Raw genomic sequence first — 18,003 nt, forward strand, 5'->3', positions numbered from 1 at the left:
AACATCCTCGTTTCTTCTCGTTATCGTGATGCTTATCTTATCCGGCGCTATCGCGTTTCGTGGACGATAGCGGGTGGTCATAAAATGGCGCTTTCTTTCGCCATAACTTTAAGGCTTGCCAATAAATGCCAATGACGACACTGGCCGTTTGCACCGGCGTTTTTGCTAGCAAGCGCCATAACACTGCCGTGGTGAACGGCTGACGCTGCATCGCCATTGTGGCATCCAGCACTTTGCGGTCATCCCCCTGATCATGAATATCTAAATGCACCAGTAGATGGTTCAGTGGGGCTTTCAGTTGCCACTGGTAATACTGTTCCATCGGATTAAACGGCGAGACATGAAACTGCTTCTCCCCCCGCCATTGCGGTGTCACCCATGTCGCTTTTGCCGGCAGCGTATAGTAATGGCGGCCATTCCAAGGCGTATTACTCACTTCCACCAACACGGTTTTCCATTCATCCTGTTGGTCATACAGGTAATACAAATTTATCGGGCTGAAATACATCCCGGCATAGCGCAATTGGCACAACATCATCACTCGCCCATCAACGACCTCTCCCGTCAAACTGGCGGCTTTGTTGATGACGGCCTGTTTCAATGTCGCGGTCTGTTGATCATCACGCAGGTAATCGCCGACATTCAGACGGGCAAAATGCCACCACTTTTGCCCAAAACCTGTAACGGTCTGCTCTAACGTCTCTAGTTCATCCAGATCAATGAAAGGCATAAACATTGGGTAATTAAACTGGTGCTCGACGGGATGAAACCGCCGATGCCGCACTGTTCCCACAAACAACGCACTGTTCATCGTTTTCCCCTCCGCCTTATTTCGACGAAGACGCAGATGACGTCATGGCCGCCGCGAGTGAATAGCCCGCAATGGCCTCTGCGCTATCTGACCGTGATTCAATCGCCGCGGATTCAATCCCTGCAACCACATCAAGCGCACTTTTCACCCCGTCCTCATGGAAACCGTTGTACCAGTACGCCCCGCAATACCACGTCTGTTGCTGGCCATTCACGAGATGACGGGATTGCTGCGCTTTCAAACTGGCCGTATTAAACACCGGATGTGCGTAAACAAAACGGCGTAAGATCTTTTCCGGTTGAATGTTTTCCGTTTGATTGAGCGTGACACAGAAGGTTTCTGGGGCATCAAGTCCCTGCAAGATATTCATGTTGTAGGTCAAACAAGCGAGTTTATTGTCGCGCTGACCGTCATCATCTTTGCCGAGAAAATAATTCCATGCCGCCCATGCCACTTTTTTCTCAGGCAATAAACGCTCGTCGGTATGTAAAATCACGTCATTACGCTGATAGGCAATATCCCCCAATACCACACTTTCGTTTTGCGTTGGGTCAGCCAGCATGCCAAGAGCTTGATCACTGTGACAGGCGAAAATGACCTCATCATACGTCTCCGACTGACCACAAGATGTCACAATGACTTTCCCATCAACACGGCGCACTTCATCCACCGGTGAAGACAAACGGATACGATCATTAAACGGCTGGACTAAACGTTTAACATATTCACGGGAACCCCCAGGAATAACAGCCCATTGCGGACGATTGGTGATGTCTAATAAGCCGTGATTGCGGAAGAATCTGACGAAAAAGCCCAATGGGAATCCTCGCATGTCAGACAGTGTCGAGGACCAGATGGCTGCTCCCATTGGTAAAATGTAGTTTTCGCAGAAGTAAGCATTGAAGCGATGTAGCGTAAGAAACTCCCCTAAGGTACGGGATGGCGCTTGGTCAAGATCAACCTGTTGTGCCAATTTATTGAAGCGGAGGATATCGGCAATGAACGCGTAAAACTGTGGATTAAGCAGGTTACGTTTCTGAGCAAATAGCGTCGACAGGCTGCGGCCATTATATTCCAACTGGTTTTCGGCATTCTGAACACTGAAGCTCATTTCCGTCGGCTGTCTCTCGATCCCCAGCTCGGCCAATAACCGCTCAAAATTAGGGTACGTACGGTCATTAAACACAATAAAACCGGTATCAATCGCATATTGGCCGCTGTCGACATCCACATCGACGGTGGCGGTATGCCCACCAATGTAACTGTTGGCCTCATACACGGTAATGTCGTGCGATGAATGAAGATAATGCGCGCAAGTCAGGCCGGAAATACCTGTTCCGATAATGGCAATTTTCATGCAGAAGTCCTTGTCATTTTACTTACTGCCCATAACTGAATTCGCAAAGGCAATAAGGCGAGGGTTTTTAAAAATATACTGAACGTGAGCGGGAAATGGATTTCAGGCCGTTGAGCGGCGATCCCGTTTCTGATTTTTTCTGATGCGAATGCCACAGGCACGCACATCGGCATAGGGAAATCGTTTTTGTCGGTAAGCGGCGTTTGCACAAACCCCGGGCTCACCAGTGACACCTTCACACCTTGCGAGGCCAGATCTAACGCTAAGGTTTTCGCCAAATAAGCCAGCGCCGATTTAGACGCACCGTACGCTTCGGCACGGGGCAATGGCACATAAGAAGCGGTCGACCCCATGATCACAAGGTGCGTGTTCTGATCAAACCGATCTTGCAGGGCCTGTAAACAATGCAGGGTGCCAAACACATTGGCTTCAAACACCCGACGAAACAGCGCCACATCAATACGTCCTTGGTCGATATATTCACAGGTGCCAGCATTAAGAATAATGAGCGATGGCATTATCGGTAACGTATTGAGCACGGTTTGTGTCTCATTCAAATCCGTCATGTCAAAACGCAAAGGCGTGATATTGGCGTGTTCTGCCGACAATGCCTCTAACCGTTCGGCATGTTGCCCGCACGCAAACACCGTCCAGCCTTGATCGGCATAATCCAGCGCCAATTGACGCCCTATACCGGAGCTGGCACCGGTGATCAACACGTGGTGTGTGCTTGTCATCCTCACCTCCCTCGCTATAAGCTCGCTTTGATATGGCGAATCACCGGCCCCATCAGGGGCACGCCTTCATAGATCATTTCACCCATATCGAAATAATCACGATGCTGGATCACTTTACCATCGCAAAATTCAAGCCGAGAACAGCCGTTAACAAGGCGCTCTTGCCCTTTGGCAATTTTGGGATGGCTGAATAACATGGTCCATTGCACATAAGCCACTTGGCCAGCGGTGATATTTTCATGGATTTGAAATTCGCAATGCGTCACAGATTGGAATAAGCGGGCAAAATATTGCGTGAGCTGCTCGATCCCCTCAACACGGTGCGCGGGATCCTCAAACACCACATCGTGATGATAAAGATCCGCGAGGATCGACAGGTTATCTTTCTTCAATGCTCGGTAGGTTCGCACAAAGTCATCCGTGATCTGGGCTGTTTTAGATATCTCCATCCTCTTCTTCCTTCTGTTAACGCCGTCGCGATGAGGCCTGCCTAGATTCGCACCTGAATGTCGGTCTTATTTCGTCGCTTCATTAAGCTCTTGGTGCATGTCTTTGGCTGTTTTAAACAAGTCAATGGCCCGCAACCGGGCGTGTTTGTGATCAACAATCGGCAAGGGATAATCCAGCATCGTTAACCCGTTAGCAGCATCAGGCCAAGCATGCGGCTGATGAATGTATTTATCCGGCACGTCTTGCAATTCATGCACCCAGGTACGAATAAATTCTCCTTTTGGATCAAACCTTTCACCTTGTGTGGTGGGATTAAACACGCGGAAATACGGTTGTGCATCTGTCCCTGTTGAGGCTGCCCACTGCCACCCGCCGTTATTCGACGCTAAATCCCCATCAATCAAATGGCGACTGAACCATTGTTCACCCGCTTGCCAGTGGATCAATAGATCTTTAGTCAGGAAACTGGCTGTGATCATGCGCAAGCGGTTATGCATCCACCCCGTGTGCAGCAACTGGCGCATGGCGGCATCAACAATGGGAAAACCGGTTCGTCCTTGTTGCCATGCGGCCAACAGTTGCTCATCGGTCTGCCAAGGCAGTAACGTGCTCCACGGTTGAAATGACTGGTTACGGCTTAACGCAGGAAACGCCACCAGCAAGTGCCGGTAAAACTCGCGCCAGATAATTTCGTTCAACCAGGTGAAGGGGCCACTTTTGTCTTCCTGTACCCCATCCGGGAATAAGGGCATCAGCGCTGCAATACATTGGCGGGGCGATAACATACCCGTCGCTAAATACGGCGACAGTCGACTGGTACCGTCCACAGCGGGGGTATCTCTGTCTTTATGGTATGCTTGCACCTTGTCTTCACAGAACATCACTAACCGCTGACGAATCGCTTCTTCATCCACCGGCCAGGCCATGCTATCCACGGCTGGATAAGTGAATGTGATCGGTTGAGTGAGATCTGACAACGTGGATGTCGTCGCTGTCTCGGCCGCACTCTCAGCCTCAGTTTGGATCTCAGGCAAGGATGAAATGGGCGCCAATGGCGCTGCATCGGTTTGACGAAAGACCTTGAGCCACTCTCGGCGAAACGGGGTGAACACTTTATATGGGTCGCCTTTTTGCGTGAGTACATCACCGGGGGCAATGACGCATTGATCATCCAAGACGCTGAAAAGGATTTTGTTGTTAAGCAGGATTTGACCCACACGGTGATCACGCTGGCTTTCATTCCATTCATATTGCTTGTTGCAATACACGTGATTAATGCGGTGTTGGTTGACAAACGCGAGCAACGCATCCGGAACCGACGCATAGTCATCCACTTCTAACACCGTCAAGGGGACGCCCAACGTTGCTAATTGTTCTCGCAAAACAGTTAATCGACGGCGAATAAAATCAATTTGTATTGGTGCAACGTGATGCTCGTGCCACTGCATGGGTGTCGCAATGAAAATGGCCTGCAATTCGTCACTCCGAGTACATGCCGTGGATAACGCAGTATTGTCGATGGTGCGTAAATCGGCACGAAACCACATTAATCCTCGGCGTTTATGTCGGTTCATCCTGCCCCTCCCGTATGTCTGCGTGAATTGAAGCAATGCTGCCAGATAACGTGATGGTACAATTAAGCTCAGTATAAAATGGCTGAAGTTGTGCTATCACTGAACGATCAAGCTTGTTATCGCCGTCTAAAAATATCTCTTTGTTATCCCAACATTTTATCAATGCCATGAGCGCGGTTAACTTGCCACTCATCGACGTCAGGATAGTGACGTTGTAACTATCATTCGCCAATGCATAGGCTTTTAACCACACGCGATAACTTGGAATGGGGTCAAAGCTGAGCAACATGCCGGTCTTTTTGTTCCGCTTCCGATTTCCCGCAACTAACGTTAAACACCGCTCACTGAGCACACTGCGCCACATGGCGGCCTGGATATTGGCTAACGGGTTATCAGAGTGATTCACCGCACTGTCCACCGCAGACGCAATTTGCTTTTCAAACAATTCAACCGGATATTCCTTCATCAGCTGATTCAGCCGTTTATCCAGCGCGATGGCATCCAAGTCATTCAGAGCGATCAGTAATTGATCCGCCGCTTTTTGGCTGTCGCTAACCGTACCGGTGACCGGCGTTATCGACATGGGTGAATGGCCGTCCAATAACGGACGTACCTTGCCAATCGCTACCCCTTTTTCTAGCCAGCCCAAAATGTCATTAATCGTATCGATATCATCTTGGCTGTATAAGCGATGGCCTTTTTCCGTTCGCATGGGGTTTAATAAGCCATAGCGACGCTGCCATGCACGTAACGTCACAGCGTTGACCCCTGTCATTTCCGACACGTCTTTGATCGCATAATGGCCCATCGCTGTGTCTTCTTCACAGTCCATAGCGCAGTTTTAACTCCTCTGGATACGGGTCAATAAAGGTTTGGATTTGTAAATACGGATCGGGATATTCACGGATGTAATGCTTGATCAGAGCCAGTGGGACGAGCAATGGCTGGTGGCCTTCTTTATAGCTCATGATCAGACTCGCTAATTCTTGCTTCTGCTCTTTGGTTAACGAACGCTTGAAGTAGCCTTGCAGATGCATCAGCACATTGGTTTTATTTTTGCGGCTGGCGCGCTCTTTGATCGCATCCATAAATTGTTGGCGATAGAGGATATAAAATGCGTCAAGATCCCACTCTTTGATGTTGGCCACTAACGGGCCCATACTTTTGTAGGCTTTCGGAGAATGCGCCATAAGTACAAGCTTGTAGCGCGAGTGGAATTTCACAAAGGCATCCACCGACAAGTTATCTCGAACGCTGGTGTAGAAGTCATTTAACGCAAAGACACGGAAAACGAAGTTTTCACGCAGAACCGGATCATTCAATCGGCCATCTTCTTCCACGGGTAGCCACGGCATGTTGGCCATGAGGGCTTTGGTGTACACCCCAACCGCACCGCCAGGGACCGTATTGTTGTTAGCAAGGTGCAGTTTCACCCGCTCCATGCCACAGGTGGGTGATTTTGCACACACCACATACCCACACAGCCCATCAAACTGGCTGATCTTTTGTTTCGCGAAGGTCGCCATCTTGTCTGTATAGTCAATATCGTTTTGTTTGCTATCGACAAGACGCTCTTCACCGGTTGGCAATTGTAGCAAGCGAATAGCAGGCCGCGGTACAGGCATGCCAATCCCCACTTCAGGGCACACGGGTTTGAATGTCATATATTGCGATAATTCATCGACCACAAAACGGTTTTGCTTATGTCCGCCATCAAACCGTACTTTGTCACCTAACACACATGCACTGATACCCACATTGATCGTCATACTGCCTCCCTACATGTTGTACAAAACATGCTTCTTGTACAACCAAGGTAGTGTATTCGATCACTTTGTACAAAAGTTTTTTATGTACAACCCTCTCACAAATGAAAAAAGGGAGCGCAACATCCCCTTTACTTTTGATTACATAAACAACGAATCAGTGATATTGCCCTAGTTGCATTTTGACACCATGATTTGCTTAGGTTCTCCACGCTCACTAAAGGTTAAGCTCCACACGTATTGACCCGCTTGCGGTAAGGTTACGGCGGTATCTTTACCGTAACCGCCCGCGATGAGCGCCTCAGTCACGCCCGCCTTCAGCGCCATCCCCTCTGCGGTATACTGTGGATTCCAATCTTTGCTGGCGTACTGCATCTTAAATGCACCGGCTTTTTCATCAACAACAACCTGATACACGTAGTTTCCGTCGATGCTCCCTTTGTACTGATAAGCTCTATGCGGTTTCTGTTTCCAACCTGCATCCGCAAAATCACCCACCACATACAATATCTCGCCAACAGGGCCACTGCCTTCAACGGTCGGGTTATCACATTGTGCCATGACCCCTTCGCCCACCAGCGACACGGATGCCACAGACTGCTGCGCAACACCCGCATCCGTTGGCGTTTCAATGCTGAGGAAGCGAGGAGCAAAACCCGCTAATGGAATCGTGTAGTCACCGTTATGTAACGTGAATACGTCACCCGTTAGCAGATCACGGAGGTTGCCTTGCGATCCAATAGCGTTAGCATCAAGCGTGATCGTCGCTGCGTTGTCCGTGGTACTCACCATGTACAGTAGCGCTTCATCATCGGCTTGCTTGTGATCCACATACACGCTTTCTGTCGCCATCACATTGGTACGCACCCCTTTTGATAATGCGGGGTGCTGCGCGCGCAATGCCATCAGTGACGACACGTAGTGTTTCAGGTCAGCTTGTCCTTCTGTTAGTGACGCCGTCACGCCATCAATATTGGCACTGGTACGGGCGACATGGTCATCACACAATCCATCAATAGCACAATCTTCTTTGATTTTTTGGGCAAAACCGTCCACTTGATCACCGATTTCCTCCCCGTAATACAAGGTAATGGGGCCGGTATACGCGGCTTGGAATGACAGGGCTGCCTTATGCCGTTGCCAATATTCCGCTTGCTCAGGTGAAGCAATACCGCCGCGTTGTAATAGGTCCCCAAAACGCACAACATCATGGTTGCCCAGCATCAAGTTCGGCTTGGCATGCTCTGGATACTGGCTATGTAGCGCCATACCGTCGTTCAGCCACTCACCGCCTTTACGACTCACACCGCTTTCGTTGACCGCAAAGGTTTCAACCACACGAAAACGCACCGGGAAATCAAACGCTGAACACAGTGCTGGATCACCTTCTGGTCCGTAACCTGTTTCTGTGATGTACTGTTCGTTATTCCAAATTTCCGCCACCATGTAGCCCAGCGGGTGTACCGTTTCCCCTTTATCATTCACATAGGTCACCGACTGAGAGGCTTCATCCACACGCTGACGGATCGTTTTCCACGCATCCGTCGGGACTTGATAGGCTTGATCCAGACGCCAACCATCAATCTTCAACTCTTTCACCCAGTAACTCGCCACTTCTTCATAGAATGCAAGACTTTCTGGGTAGCTCACCGGATTATTTTCACCCACAGGCAAATGCCCTTGCGGTGATGGAACCACGTTGCCTTTGTGATGACCAAACACCCCATCAAAGAACACATACAGGCCTTTAGCATGTGCTTGCTCGACCAATTCGCGGGCTTGTTCTAGCGTGCCAAAACGTGGATCGATCTTGAAATAGTCACTGGCAAAATAACCTGTCGCATCCAAGCGATCTGCCCAGTGCGCTTGGCCTTCAACCGGAATAGATTCAAAAATCGGCGTCAACCAAATCGCATTCACACCCAGCGACTGAATGTAGTCCAACGAATCAATGATCCCTTGCAGATCACCACTGTGATGGCTCATGCCATAACCCGTACCATGGCCCACCGCTTTATCGCCATCAACAAAGCTTTCCACCATGATCTGATAGATACGCAAATCGTCTGTCTTCGCTGTCATTTGGCTATCACAGGCGTAACGGTCACTGCTCACGCTGGTGCTTGTCGGGTTGGAAGTGGCATTGCTTGGTGCTTGGTCTGTTTGGCTGCAAGCCGTTAACGATGCGGCGATGGCCAATGCAATATACGAACGTAGATTCCGTTTCACGATAAGGTTCTCTGAATAGTGGGGATACCGCCATTATTCATACGGCCTACACATGCAAACCCTCCTCCCTTCGCGGCGGCTAGGCGTAGACAGGGGGCGTAGAGGCTGGCGTAGTAAACAATATCGATGTCATTTGCTGATCGCGGTTATTTCGCGCCCTTACTCCACCTACAAAATGCGACTTAACCCTGTGTTATCGCCGTTGCTAGCAATGATAGCCGCAACATACTGTTATGTATTTCATGCTTTTTCTTTAAGCGGATAACCAACAGGTATGTTTGCGATATCGCGAGCAATTTTGACAATTTCTGTATACGTGAAGAACAGCGGGCTTCTTTCTGGGATTAATTGCCCTCCCCATGAATGCGCAATAAGCGTGCAATAAACCAACAACTGGCCTATTTATTTGAAAGAATCCTGCTTCAGCGGTTCTTTCCGCTGGTACAATAACTGTTCATACCAATGGGTATTTTTGAGGTAAATGAAATGCAACATGATCAATTTGAAGCGCTGGTGAAAACACTGTGTGAAATGCAAACCATGCCTGAAGTGCTAAATGCACTAAAAGCGTGTGAAGATGCAGATGTCGTAGAAGCGGCTGAATCACTAACAGGTCAGTTTAACCTTGCTGAAATTGACGGCGAACAACGTATCTACCATGTTTCGATGGAAGAAAACGACAACGGCGAACAAGAAGAATACGTCGAGTGGATCATGAATGTCGGTGACGATGTGATCAAATTTGTCGCTTGGTTCTTCTCATCAATGTTTGATATGAAGCAAAAAGACGTGTATCAAACCGCTGGCCGCACTTACCAACAGCCTAAGCGTCAATAAGCCCGTCGTAAGCCAGTGCGAGAAAAAGCCGGTCGCGTTAAACGTGACCGGCTTTTCTTTAGACAATTAGCCAATACGGGATTGCGCTTGCTCAGCTCGGTTAACATGGCAAGATAAGAAGGTCACACCCAATGTGATCACAGCACAAACGATAAGTACACTCCCTAACGCTTGTACGCTGCCTGCTAAGGTTAATCCAACACCAATTAACACGTAATACATCAAACCCAATATCGCCCCCGCACTGCCCGCTTGCTGCTTATACGCCACCAAGGCTTGGCTCAATACATTCGGGATCGCCATACCAAATGCAGCAACAACACATACCATGGGGATTAAGAACACAGGCATACAGCCCATTAACACCGCCTCACCCACAGCGTACACCCCTGCGGCACCGATCATTAATAAGGCCGCAGAAATACGCAGTAATCCCTGTTGTGGCACATGCCTAGACAGTAACATCCTATTGAGTTGACTGCCTGCAAACGTACCGCCGCCCAAAATAAACCCACTATAGCCAAATTGCTCTACATTCAGCCCCAAATGGGTAAACACAAAAGGGCCTAATTGGTAGTAGGCAAACAAGGCTATGTTATACAGAGCAACTAACCATGCAGATTGCCAAATATGGCGATCACGGAGCATTTTCAGGCCTAATCCCCAGAGCCCCATCGTCTGTGCAGACCGCTGTCTCTGCGTCTGTGTTTCAGGCAACATAACGACGTTATACAGCAACAAGATCACAGCCATTACCAGAAGTGCCGCGAAGACATAGCGGTACCCGCCCGCTTGCGCCAACTGCCCCCCCAGTAACATACCGAGCACAGGGCTGATCGCAATGCCCATCCCCATCAGGCTAAAGACTTTCCCTAAAGCTTTGCCCTCAAACACATCACGCAACATGGTTTGAGTAACCACCGATCCCACAGCGATACCAAAAGCACTCGTAGCACGGGCCAGCAGAATAATCGCAAAACTGTCCGTGTACATCGCCAGCCCCGCGGCACAGCCGTAAATCAACAGCCCTAGCAGCATGGTCGGCCGGCGTCCCCATTTATCCGCGGCAACGCCCCACACCACCACACCGAGAGCAAAGGCAAAAAAATACACCGACAGGGTTTGTGCCGCTTGGGCATCACTGACGGCAAAAGTGTGGGCAAGGCTGCCTAATGCCGGGCTGTAAATCGTCTCGACAATTTGCGGAAACATCAGTATGACGACCATCAACCATAAAGAAGGCATTCGCTTCATTGTGTCCTCGTTTCTTCATGAATAAGCTTGGCGTGCAGTATAGGGGGCGTTATGCTTTACCCATTAACAACATTAAAACCAAAAACATCAAGATTCGGACAAATGGCTCTGATTAATGCACATACCCCCTTCGATGCCGACGCCATTTCTGCCTATGTGGTGGGAATCGCCGCCGATGTTGGCCAACATGACTCTGGCATTCACCAACACAACAAAGGCCAACTGCTGTATGCGCCACAAGGGTGTATGCACTTTGAGTTAACGGATGCGATTTGCCTCTTGCCGCCGACAAAGGCTGTGTGGATCCCACCCCATACGCCACATCGCGCAAAAATGACCAACGTGGTGGCCTACCGCTCACTGTATGTTGACTGTGCGGATTTCACCTGTCCCGACACACTGACAATGATTGAGGTGGATGATCTGCTGAAAGCCTTGATCAACAAAATGGCGATGTGGCCGTGGAATAAGCCGAAAGAAACCATGATAAAAACCGTGGCGCTATTCTGGGAAGAATTCGATGCGGCGCAACGTCAGACTTTTCAGTTGCCGTTACCTACCAGCAAACGTTTTCACACGTTTCGCGAGCAACAGCGTAACGAGGCATTTCTTCCGCCGCCGATCACCACGTTGGCGAATTCTGTCGGGGCGAGCACAAAAACTGTCACACGACAGTTTAAAACAGAAACGGGGATGTCATATCAAGACTGGCGACAGCAGTGGCGATTGCTCAAAAGCATCGAATTGCTATCGCAAAATAAACCGGTTGGTGAGGTCGCCCATTGCCTGGCATTTTCTTCTGACAGTGCGTTCATTGCGTTCTTTAAACAACACACCGGACAGACACCACGAAGCTTTATCCATGGCAAATAATGTTGGCATCCAACGTGAAAACAATCGGATGCCAACGTTTCTTTAACCAAATAAACGCTTACGGTACTCGCGGGGCGAACACCCGTGATATTGACGAAAACGATGAGTAAAATTAAACGGGTCTTGGTAGCCCAATCGCAACGCCACCATGCCGACCGTCCATTCACGGTAATGCAGCAAATCGACCGCTTTTTCCATGCGTAATTCGATCAATTTTTGCTGTGTCGAACATTGGTAAAGCTGCTTGGTAATTCGATTCAACTGTTCCGTACTTAAATAGCACTGCTTCGCAATGCCTTTTACGGTCCAGTTTAAATGCAGCTGAGATTCAATGTCATTGAAGATGCTTTGCACCCGCAGCGCCGAGTTAGACGGTGCCAGCGTTGCTGACCCCAGCAGCAACCGCGACAGTTCACTGGCAAATAGTTTACGGTAACTCGACCGCCCGCCCACTTCACTGTGTAGCAGGTTCATCACCGACCACACTTGCTCGCACACCCGTGATTGTTCGACCCGCTGACCATTGGCTGCTAGGGGTTGCCATTTTTCACTTGGCTGCAATAACACCCATGCCATCTTCCAACTTTTATCGGCATCTTTAAGTTCAAATCGGAACGGTTTGCCGACTGGCAATACGGTTAACGTATTCGGCGTCAGAGAATACTCCCGTTCGGGGGTCGTCAATTTTCCCATGCCTTCCAAGGTAAACAGCAGAGTATGATGAAAGGTTTGTACCCGTTCAATCTCATACCCTTCTGACAAATCAGCCAGTCCCGCCATGAAAAATTCATTATCCACCAGCTCTGGCAAATCCGATTGTGTGAGAAAGCGTTCTTTACACGCCTCAGCAAGATAAACCACTTCCTGCCATTGGGTTCGTTGTGCCGGAAGCGCCAAACCCACAGTGACAGATCCGCACAGGTTTTCTGGTTTTTCTAACATGTCGCTTCATTCCCTGCTTCGTTATAGTTGCCGCATTAAATCAGTAAGCGTTTCTATCCCTTTTTCTGCACATTGTTCTGATCTGTAGGTAATCATGACCACACCACGTAACACACAAACCGCACTGCCTATCGGGCTATTTTCCCGCGTGGCAAAATTGGCTTTTCCCGTTGCCATTCAAAGTGCATTGGTTGCCATTTTGGCGCTCGCCGATGTATTGATGGTAAGCGATTTTGGCCAAGCAGCCACGGCCTCTGTCGGTATCGCCTCTAAATGGCATTTCGTCGCTATCATGATCATGGCGGGCCTGGCATCGGCGAATGGCGTACTTGTCTCCCAATACTGGGGCAAAAATGACAAGGTGCATGCGAAAACAGTGACCTTACAAGCCATGAAATTCGGTGCCATCATTATGGTACCCGTGACGTTTGCTATCACCTTTTTTGCACCACAAATCATGCAACTGCAAACTAATGATTTTCAGGTTATTGAACAAGGTGCGCAATACCTTTGGTACAGTTTCCCGGTACTAATCTTGACCCACGTCATTATTACAACCGAATCTAGCCTGCGTTCAAGCGGCGATGCAATGCTGCCTTTGATTTTGGGTGCCATTACTATCGCGATTAATATTTCGCTGAACTTTTTGTTGATCAAAGGTGGCTGGGGAATTCCTGCAATGGGTGTCGCTGGTGCAGCACTGGCTACCACCATTGCGCGATTTTCACAGGTTCTACTGATGTGGGGTGTATTGGTGTACCGTCAACACTGGTTGTTGACCAGCCGTGCGATTCCACGTCACCAAACGCTATGGATGACTTACCGTAAACTGGCGATCCCACATTCGCTGAATGCACTGTTATGGGCGTTGGGCACCCTGACCTACCAGATCATTTTTGGTCACATGGGCACGACAGAACTGGCCGTTTACAGCATGATTGGGCCATTTGAATCCTTGCTTTATGCTATTTTCATGGGTATTTCGGTGGCTTGCTCTGTGTTGATTGGCCAGTCTTTGGGGCGTGATGAGTTTGATACGGCTCAGGCAATGACCAAGTTCTTCATCAAGTTTGTCCTGATCATTGGTATTGGCGTGGGATTCTGCTTGTACATTAACCACACTTACGTGTTGGCGTGGCTAAATTTAGACACCACGGAATACCTGCCGTATGCACAACCGGCGATGCTGGTTATGTGTGTGGGGATCAGCTTGCGTATGCTCAACATGATCATCATTAACGGTATTTTGCGTACCGGCGGTGAAAACCTGTTCTGCCTGCGTATGGATTTCATTGCAATGTGGCTAATTGGTATTCCTGTCACCGCCTATGGGGCGTTTATCGGTGAATGGAGCTTTGGCATGGTGTACTTGGCGATGCTCGTGGAAGAAGTGGTGAAATTGTCACTGTGCTTTAATCGCTACCTCAAGCAGCGCTGGCTGAATAACCTGACTGTTCAGGCACAACCCGCTATTTGATCGAATAAGCGATATCACGTAGACACAACAAACTGAAAAACACACCAACAGGCGACTTGATAATATCAGGTGGCCTGTTTTTCTTTCCCGACAACCCGCTATGTGTCTTTCACCGCCAGATAAAACCCAACATCGCCCATGTGTGTATCCACATCATAGCTATGATACAGCTCAAAACAGGGACGGTTATCCACTTGTAAGCCCAATTCCTTCACTGTTTTTTTCAACGATCCCCAAAGCGTTTTATACTCACTTTTATGTTTAACAATCTTTCGCATGACCCAATACTTGCCCGCGGGTAGTGACTGTAAATGAATATCCCCCTCCGCGGTCGTGTCACTCGGCACAGTCAAACACAAATCAGTCGTGCATTGCTGCGCAGGGACAAAATCCGGATCGTCATGATAAATAAACAGACACTGACCATTTTGTAAGCCGCGCTCACCTGCCCACTGATACAGATTATCCAGCGCCGATTCATAGTTTTCGCCGTAAGGGCCGGTTACTCTCACGTACGCCAACGTCTTTTCTGTAATCACTTCACTCTTCATCAAGATACCTAACTACACTTCAACCACTACAATTAAATCGTACCTTCACAATACACGGTGACACTGTCACTAAGGGTAGACTATGTTTGAATGGCTTAAGAACATGTTCAATGGAAAAAACGACACGGCGGATAACTTGGTCGATCAAGCCCAAGAGGCATCCCCTGTTGATGACGATGCAGGCGCCAAATATGCCAAAGGGAGTCCCGCGGATGATGACATGAGTGGCAACGACAGCCATAACGATGGCGACGGTGACTAAGTGCAATAAAAGCACAGACCACCAGCAACAAACGCCAAGGCGTGCTTAAATTTTCATACCTCGTCTTTCTTTAAGTGCTGATTATTCGGCACTTATCGACAACACACAGCCCTCGGCCTCTTTTAGCTATCACGTTGTGACGTGATATACTCTATGCCTTATTTATTCACTCATATCACGCATACCCCATGGCTAAATCAAAACCTGTCGTCAGTATGGACACCTATGGCATTCACTCCACGTGGGATGCTCAATCTAAACACTTACCGAAAATTCAAACCTTCACCACGGATATTCCGGCCGAGATCGATATTGAATTTGGCTTCACGGTTAATATCAAAAATGCCCGCGGCGAAAAGATCCGCTATTGCATCTACCATCCCGGCATTTTGGATGACAGCGGTAATGAGCAGACACCGTTTGACGGTGAGATCCACGTTCGCACGAATGATTGGGATTTCTATCTGGGTGATACCATCTGGGCGCCGATCAGTGACAAAGTCGGGGACTGGCGCATGACGCTAGAAATGCACGGCAAAGTGATTGCGGAGAAAACCTTCACCGTCTACGAAAGAAACGAAGGGGATTTTTGGAAGCGACGCGGCTTCTAGTGCTTCATTACTTCACTTCGACCATATAAAAATGCCCAAGTACGCAATCGCACTTGGGCATGTCTATTCATCAATCAATAATCTGATTATGCTGGCTTCTTCGCCATTGATGCCGGACAAGCAGAAGAACTGATTGCTAGCTTTGGCTTAATTTGTTCGGCTTTGCTGTCGTTCCCGATACTGTGTACAGAAATGGAGATAGAACGACCACAGTAAGTACCGATACCAATGGTTGTGGCTTTACCCACGCTTAGGTTGTTATCAATAAATACCGTGTTTTCATTTTCAGTGATGCTCAGCTGAATGCTGTTTGAGCTGTCGTCTGCAACCGCAAACTTATCACCGCCCAAAATACCCACAACACCAATACCATTTTCTGGAATGTACAAGTGGATCACTGAACTTTGCGCTTCATTTTCCGTAATTTCATACGGACCGGCCAATTTCACCACATCCTGAATGGTTGGAATAACATTCGCAAATGCAAACGATGGAATAAGTGCCAGTGCTAATAGTGATTTTTTCATATTTCCCTCCAAAATCAGCATATTAATCTGCAAGGAAGAACAATGTCTACAAATTGGAATCAAGATCACTCTTACTTGCATCTAACCGCGTAAAAACACAGCAAGCCATTCATTTTATTGGCTTTATTATGTAACCATACGCAGACGTGTCTATTTCATATTATCGCATTCCCATTGCGATTTTATTCAGCACGCCACCTTACTCGATACAACGCATTGGCGACATTTCTTCTCATCTTGTGAGAAAAAAATTCTCATAATAAGAAAAACCCTCGGTGAATTTATCGCTTCGCTCCCTTTTTTAATGACTCAACAGAGGATATAGCGCGGTCTTGGTGGTGTTTACCTTTATATCCTACGGTTGAGTTTGGTATTAGTCAGACGATTAACCGTGGATCATGTAACAATAACGCAATATCCCCCGCATTCTCTCATTGTGAGAATGTATGGTTTCCTTCCTGCAAAAATAGACTTACATTCAATGCGTAAATAGGTAGTTAATCAGTTATATCAACCCGTCATAACAACACAAACTGATTAACCCACCATCGACAAACCGCAAACACAAAACAACGATCAGACACAAAACACACACATACGCACACACAACGTGCACGCGACGTGTACAAATCGTGGGTTAACCCAACGCGTTACCCCATCACACACGATAAAACCGCCTCTACACATCATTAAGAGGTCTCTCATTCACCATTATTTCAATATGTAGATTGGACAGGAAAGGAAGTATGAAAGGACTAACACTTGTAGCCAGCATTATCGCCGCTACCGCATCATTCTCATATAGCAAGAACGCAACTGCTGCTGAGCAATTCATTACCATTGGTACCGGCGGACAAACCGGCGTTTATTATGTTGCAGGCCAGTCAATTTGCCGCTTCGTCAACCGTGGCGCTGATGCCCATAATATCAAGTGTAACGCGCCAGCCAGTGGCGGTGGTGTTGCTAACGTAAACGGCATTCGCACCGGTGAATATAACTTCGGCGTTATGCAATCGGATCATCAATACAAAGCCCTTTACGGACAATCCCCTTTTAACAGCCAAGGCAAGATGGCTGATATCCGATCTGTGTTCTCTCTACAAAGCGAAATTTTCACCATCCTTGCGCGTAAAGACGCCAAAATTTCTGACTTTGAAAGCCTGAAAGGCAAACGCGTCAACATCGGTAATCCAGGCTCCGGCCAACGCGATACGTTCGAGCAATTGATTGATGCGAAAAACTGGGATCACGATGTGTTTGCGTTGGTCTCTGATCTGAAGCCGGCGGAGCAAGCCTCTGCGATGACCGATAACAACATTGATGCCATGAGCTATTTTGTCGGCCACCCAAATGGTGCGATCCAAGAAGCCACTACAACCGTTGATGCCGTCTTCGTACCCGTCACTGGCGATATCATTGACGCATTGGTCGCGGAAAAACCGTATTTCACCAAAGCGGAAATTCCTGGCGGCATGTACCGCGGTAACCCGGATCCGGTGCCTTCCCTTGGCGGTAAAGCGGTACTTTCTACCCATGCCAACACGGATCCTGAACTGGTTTATCAACTGGTTAAATCTGTTTTTGACAACTTAGATCGCTTCAAACGCCTTCACCCTGCTTTTGCCTCACTGGATGAAAAAGCCATGATTGCGGATGGCCTCACCGCGCCACTGCACGACGGCGCGATGCGTTATTACAAGGAGCGAGGCTGGCTGTAATACCGAGCGAGATCATATCGAACGGTA

18 protein-coding genes are annotated in these 18,003 nt (G+C 48.5%); 6 read left to right on the forward strand and 12 right to left on the reverse strand.

Annotated elements, in window-relative coordinates; translation table 11 throughout:
- Nucleotides 1-37 precede the first annotated feature (37 nt).
- The 8 genes from ACSF8W_RS00205 to ACSF8W_RS00240 all read right to left on the reverse strand — a co-directional run bounded on the left by ACSF8W_RS00205 (nt 38) and on the right by ACSF8W_RS00240 (nt 8,777).
- A complete protein-coding gene (locus tag ACSF8W_RS00205; RefSeq protein ID WP_500844083.1) occupies nt 38-811 on the reverse strand; it encodes a DUF1365 domain-containing protein in 774 nt (257 codons plus the stop codon).
- Nucleotides 812-827: 16 nt separating this feature from the next.
- Nucleotides 828-2,168, reverse strand: a complete 1,341-nt coding sequence (locus tag ACSF8W_RS00210) for an NAD(P)/FAD-dependent oxidoreductase (RefSeq protein WP_500844085.1) — start codon at nt 2,166-2,168, stop codon at nt 828-830.
- Nucleotides 2,165-2,905 carry an SDR family NAD(P)-dependent oxidoreductase gene (locus ACSF8W_RS00215; RefSeq protein WP_500844086.1) on the reverse strand — a complete coding sequence of 247 codons (741 nt, stop codon included), beginning with the start codon at nt 2,903-2,905 and terminating at the stop codon, nt 2,165-2,167. Before ACSF8W_RS00215 ends, ACSF8W_RS00210 begins: the two co-directional genes overlap by 4 nt.
- Nucleotides 2,906-2,919: 14 nt before the next feature.
- Nucleotides 2,920-3,354, reverse strand: coding sequence for a nuclear transport factor 2 family protein (locus ACSF8W_RS00220; RefSeq protein ID WP_500844088.1), 435 nt, complete (start codon nt 3,352-3,354; stop codon nt 2,920-2,922).
- 66 nt (nt 3,355-3,420) lie between these two features.
- Nucleotides 3,421-4,929 carry a deoxyribodipyrimidine photo-lyase gene (phrB, locus tag ACSF8W_RS00225; protein WP_500844090.1) on the reverse strand — a complete coding sequence of 503 codons (1,509 nt, stop codon included), beginning with the start codon at nt 4,927-4,929 and terminating at the stop codon, nt 3,421-3,423.
- On the reverse strand, nt 4,916-5,761 hold the full coding sequence (locus ACSF8W_RS00230; protein ID WP_428477954.1) for a MerR family transcriptional regulator: 846 nt from the start codon (nt 5,759-5,761) through the stop codon (nt 4,916-4,918). Before ACSF8W_RS00230 ends, phrB begins: the two co-directional genes overlap by 14 nt.
- Nucleotides 5,751-6,698: a YbgA family protein gene (locus ACSF8W_RS00235; protein WP_428477955.1), complete on the reverse strand. Its 948-nt coding sequence runs from the start codon at nt 6,696-6,698 to the stop codon at nt 5,751-5,753. The genes ACSF8W_RS00230 and ACSF8W_RS00235 overlap by 11 nt, the downstream gene beginning before the upstream one ends.
- A gap of 168 nt (nt 6,699-6,866) precedes the next feature.
- Complete coding sequence (locus tag ACSF8W_RS00240; protein ID WP_500844957.1) at nt 6,867-8,777, reverse strand: alpha-amylase family glycosyl hydrolase; 1,911 nt, start codon at nt 8,775-8,777, stop codon at nt 6,867-6,869.
- Between the two features lie 633 nt (nt 8,778-9,410).
- Between ACSF8W_RS00240 and ACSF8W_RS00245 the strand changes: the two genes are divergently transcribed.
- A complete protein-coding gene (locus ACSF8W_RS00245; protein WP_500844092.1) occupies nt 9,411-9,761 on the forward strand; it encodes a hypothetical protein in 351 nt (116 codons plus the stop codon).
- A gap of 66 nt (nt 9,762-9,827) precedes the next feature.
- Here the strand turns inward: ACSF8W_RS00245 and ACSF8W_RS00250 are convergent, their stop codons facing one another.
- Nucleotides 9,828-11,015 carry a multidrug effflux MFS transporter gene (locus tag ACSF8W_RS00250; protein WP_500844094.1) on the reverse strand — a complete coding sequence of 396 codons (1,188 nt, stop codon included), beginning with the start codon at nt 11,013-11,015 and terminating at the stop codon, nt 9,828-9,830.
- Between the two features lie 102 nt (nt 11,016-11,117).
- On the opposite strand from ACSF8W_RS00250, the gene ACSF8W_RS00255 reads away from it, so the two are divergent.
- A complete protein-coding gene (locus tag ACSF8W_RS00255) occupies nt 11,118-11,888 on the forward strand; it encodes an AraC family transcriptional regulator (RefSeq protein WP_500844095.1) in 771 nt (256 codons plus the stop codon).
- Between the two features lie 42 nt (nt 11,889-11,930).
- Here ACSF8W_RS00255 and ACSF8W_RS00260 read toward each other — a convergent pair whose 3' ends face one another.
- Nucleotides 11,931-12,830: an AraC family transcriptional regulator gene (locus tag ACSF8W_RS00260; RefSeq protein ID WP_500844096.1), complete on the reverse strand. Its 900-nt coding sequence runs from the start codon at nt 12,828-12,830 to the stop codon at nt 11,931-11,933.
- Between the two features lie 94 nt (nt 12,831-12,924).
- Here ACSF8W_RS00260 and ACSF8W_RS00265 point away from each other — a divergent pair, with 94 nt between their 5' ends.
- Nucleotides 12,925-14,307 (forward strand): MATE family efflux transporter, encoded by a 1,383-nt coding sequence (locus ACSF8W_RS00265; protein WP_500844098.1) that lies wholly within the window; start codon nt 12,925-12,927, stop codon nt 14,305-14,307.
- Nucleotides 14,308-14,405: 98 nt separating this feature from the next.
- Here ACSF8W_RS00265 and ACSF8W_RS00270 read toward each other — a convergent pair whose 3' ends face one another.
- On the reverse strand, nt 14,406-14,858 hold the full coding sequence (locus tag ACSF8W_RS00270) for an AraC family transcriptional regulator (protein WP_500844099.1): 453 nt from the start codon (nt 14,856-14,858) through the stop codon (nt 14,406-14,408).
- Nucleotides 14,859-14,940: 82 nt separating this feature from the next.
- Between ACSF8W_RS00270 and ACSF8W_RS00275 the strand changes: the two genes are divergently transcribed.
- Both ACSF8W_RS00275 and ACSF8W_RS00280 read left to right on the forward strand, forming a co-directional pair.
- Nucleotides 14,941-15,120 (forward strand): hypothetical protein, encoded by a 180-nt coding sequence (locus ACSF8W_RS00275; protein WP_500844100.1) that lies wholly within the window; start codon nt 14,941-14,943, stop codon nt 15,118-15,120.
- A 188-nt stretch (nt 15,121-15,308) separates the two neighbouring features.
- Nucleotides 15,309-15,731 (forward strand): DUF3859 domain-containing protein, encoded by a 423-nt coding sequence (locus ACSF8W_RS00280; protein ID WP_500844101.1) that lies wholly within the window; start codon nt 15,309-15,311, stop codon nt 15,729-15,731.
- Nucleotides 15,732-15,817: 86 nt separating this feature from the next.
- On the opposite strand, the gene ACSF8W_RS00285 is transcribed toward ACSF8W_RS00280, so the two are convergent.
- Entirely contained in the window at nt 15,818-16,258 is a 441-nt protein-coding gene (locus tag ACSF8W_RS00285; RefSeq protein ID WP_500844102.1) for a hypothetical protein, read from the reverse strand.
- A 746-nt stretch (nt 16,259-17,004) separates the two neighbouring features.
- Here ACSF8W_RS00285 and ACSF8W_RS00290 point away from each other — a divergent pair.
- A complete protein-coding gene (locus tag ACSF8W_RS00290) occupies nt 17,005-17,976 on the forward strand; it encodes a TAXI family TRAP transporter solute-binding subunit (protein WP_500844103.1) in 972 nt (323 codons plus the stop codon).
- Nucleotides 17,977-18,003 lie beyond the last annotated feature (27 nt).

Source organism: Photobacterium sp. 270122K, from assembly GCF_059941365.1.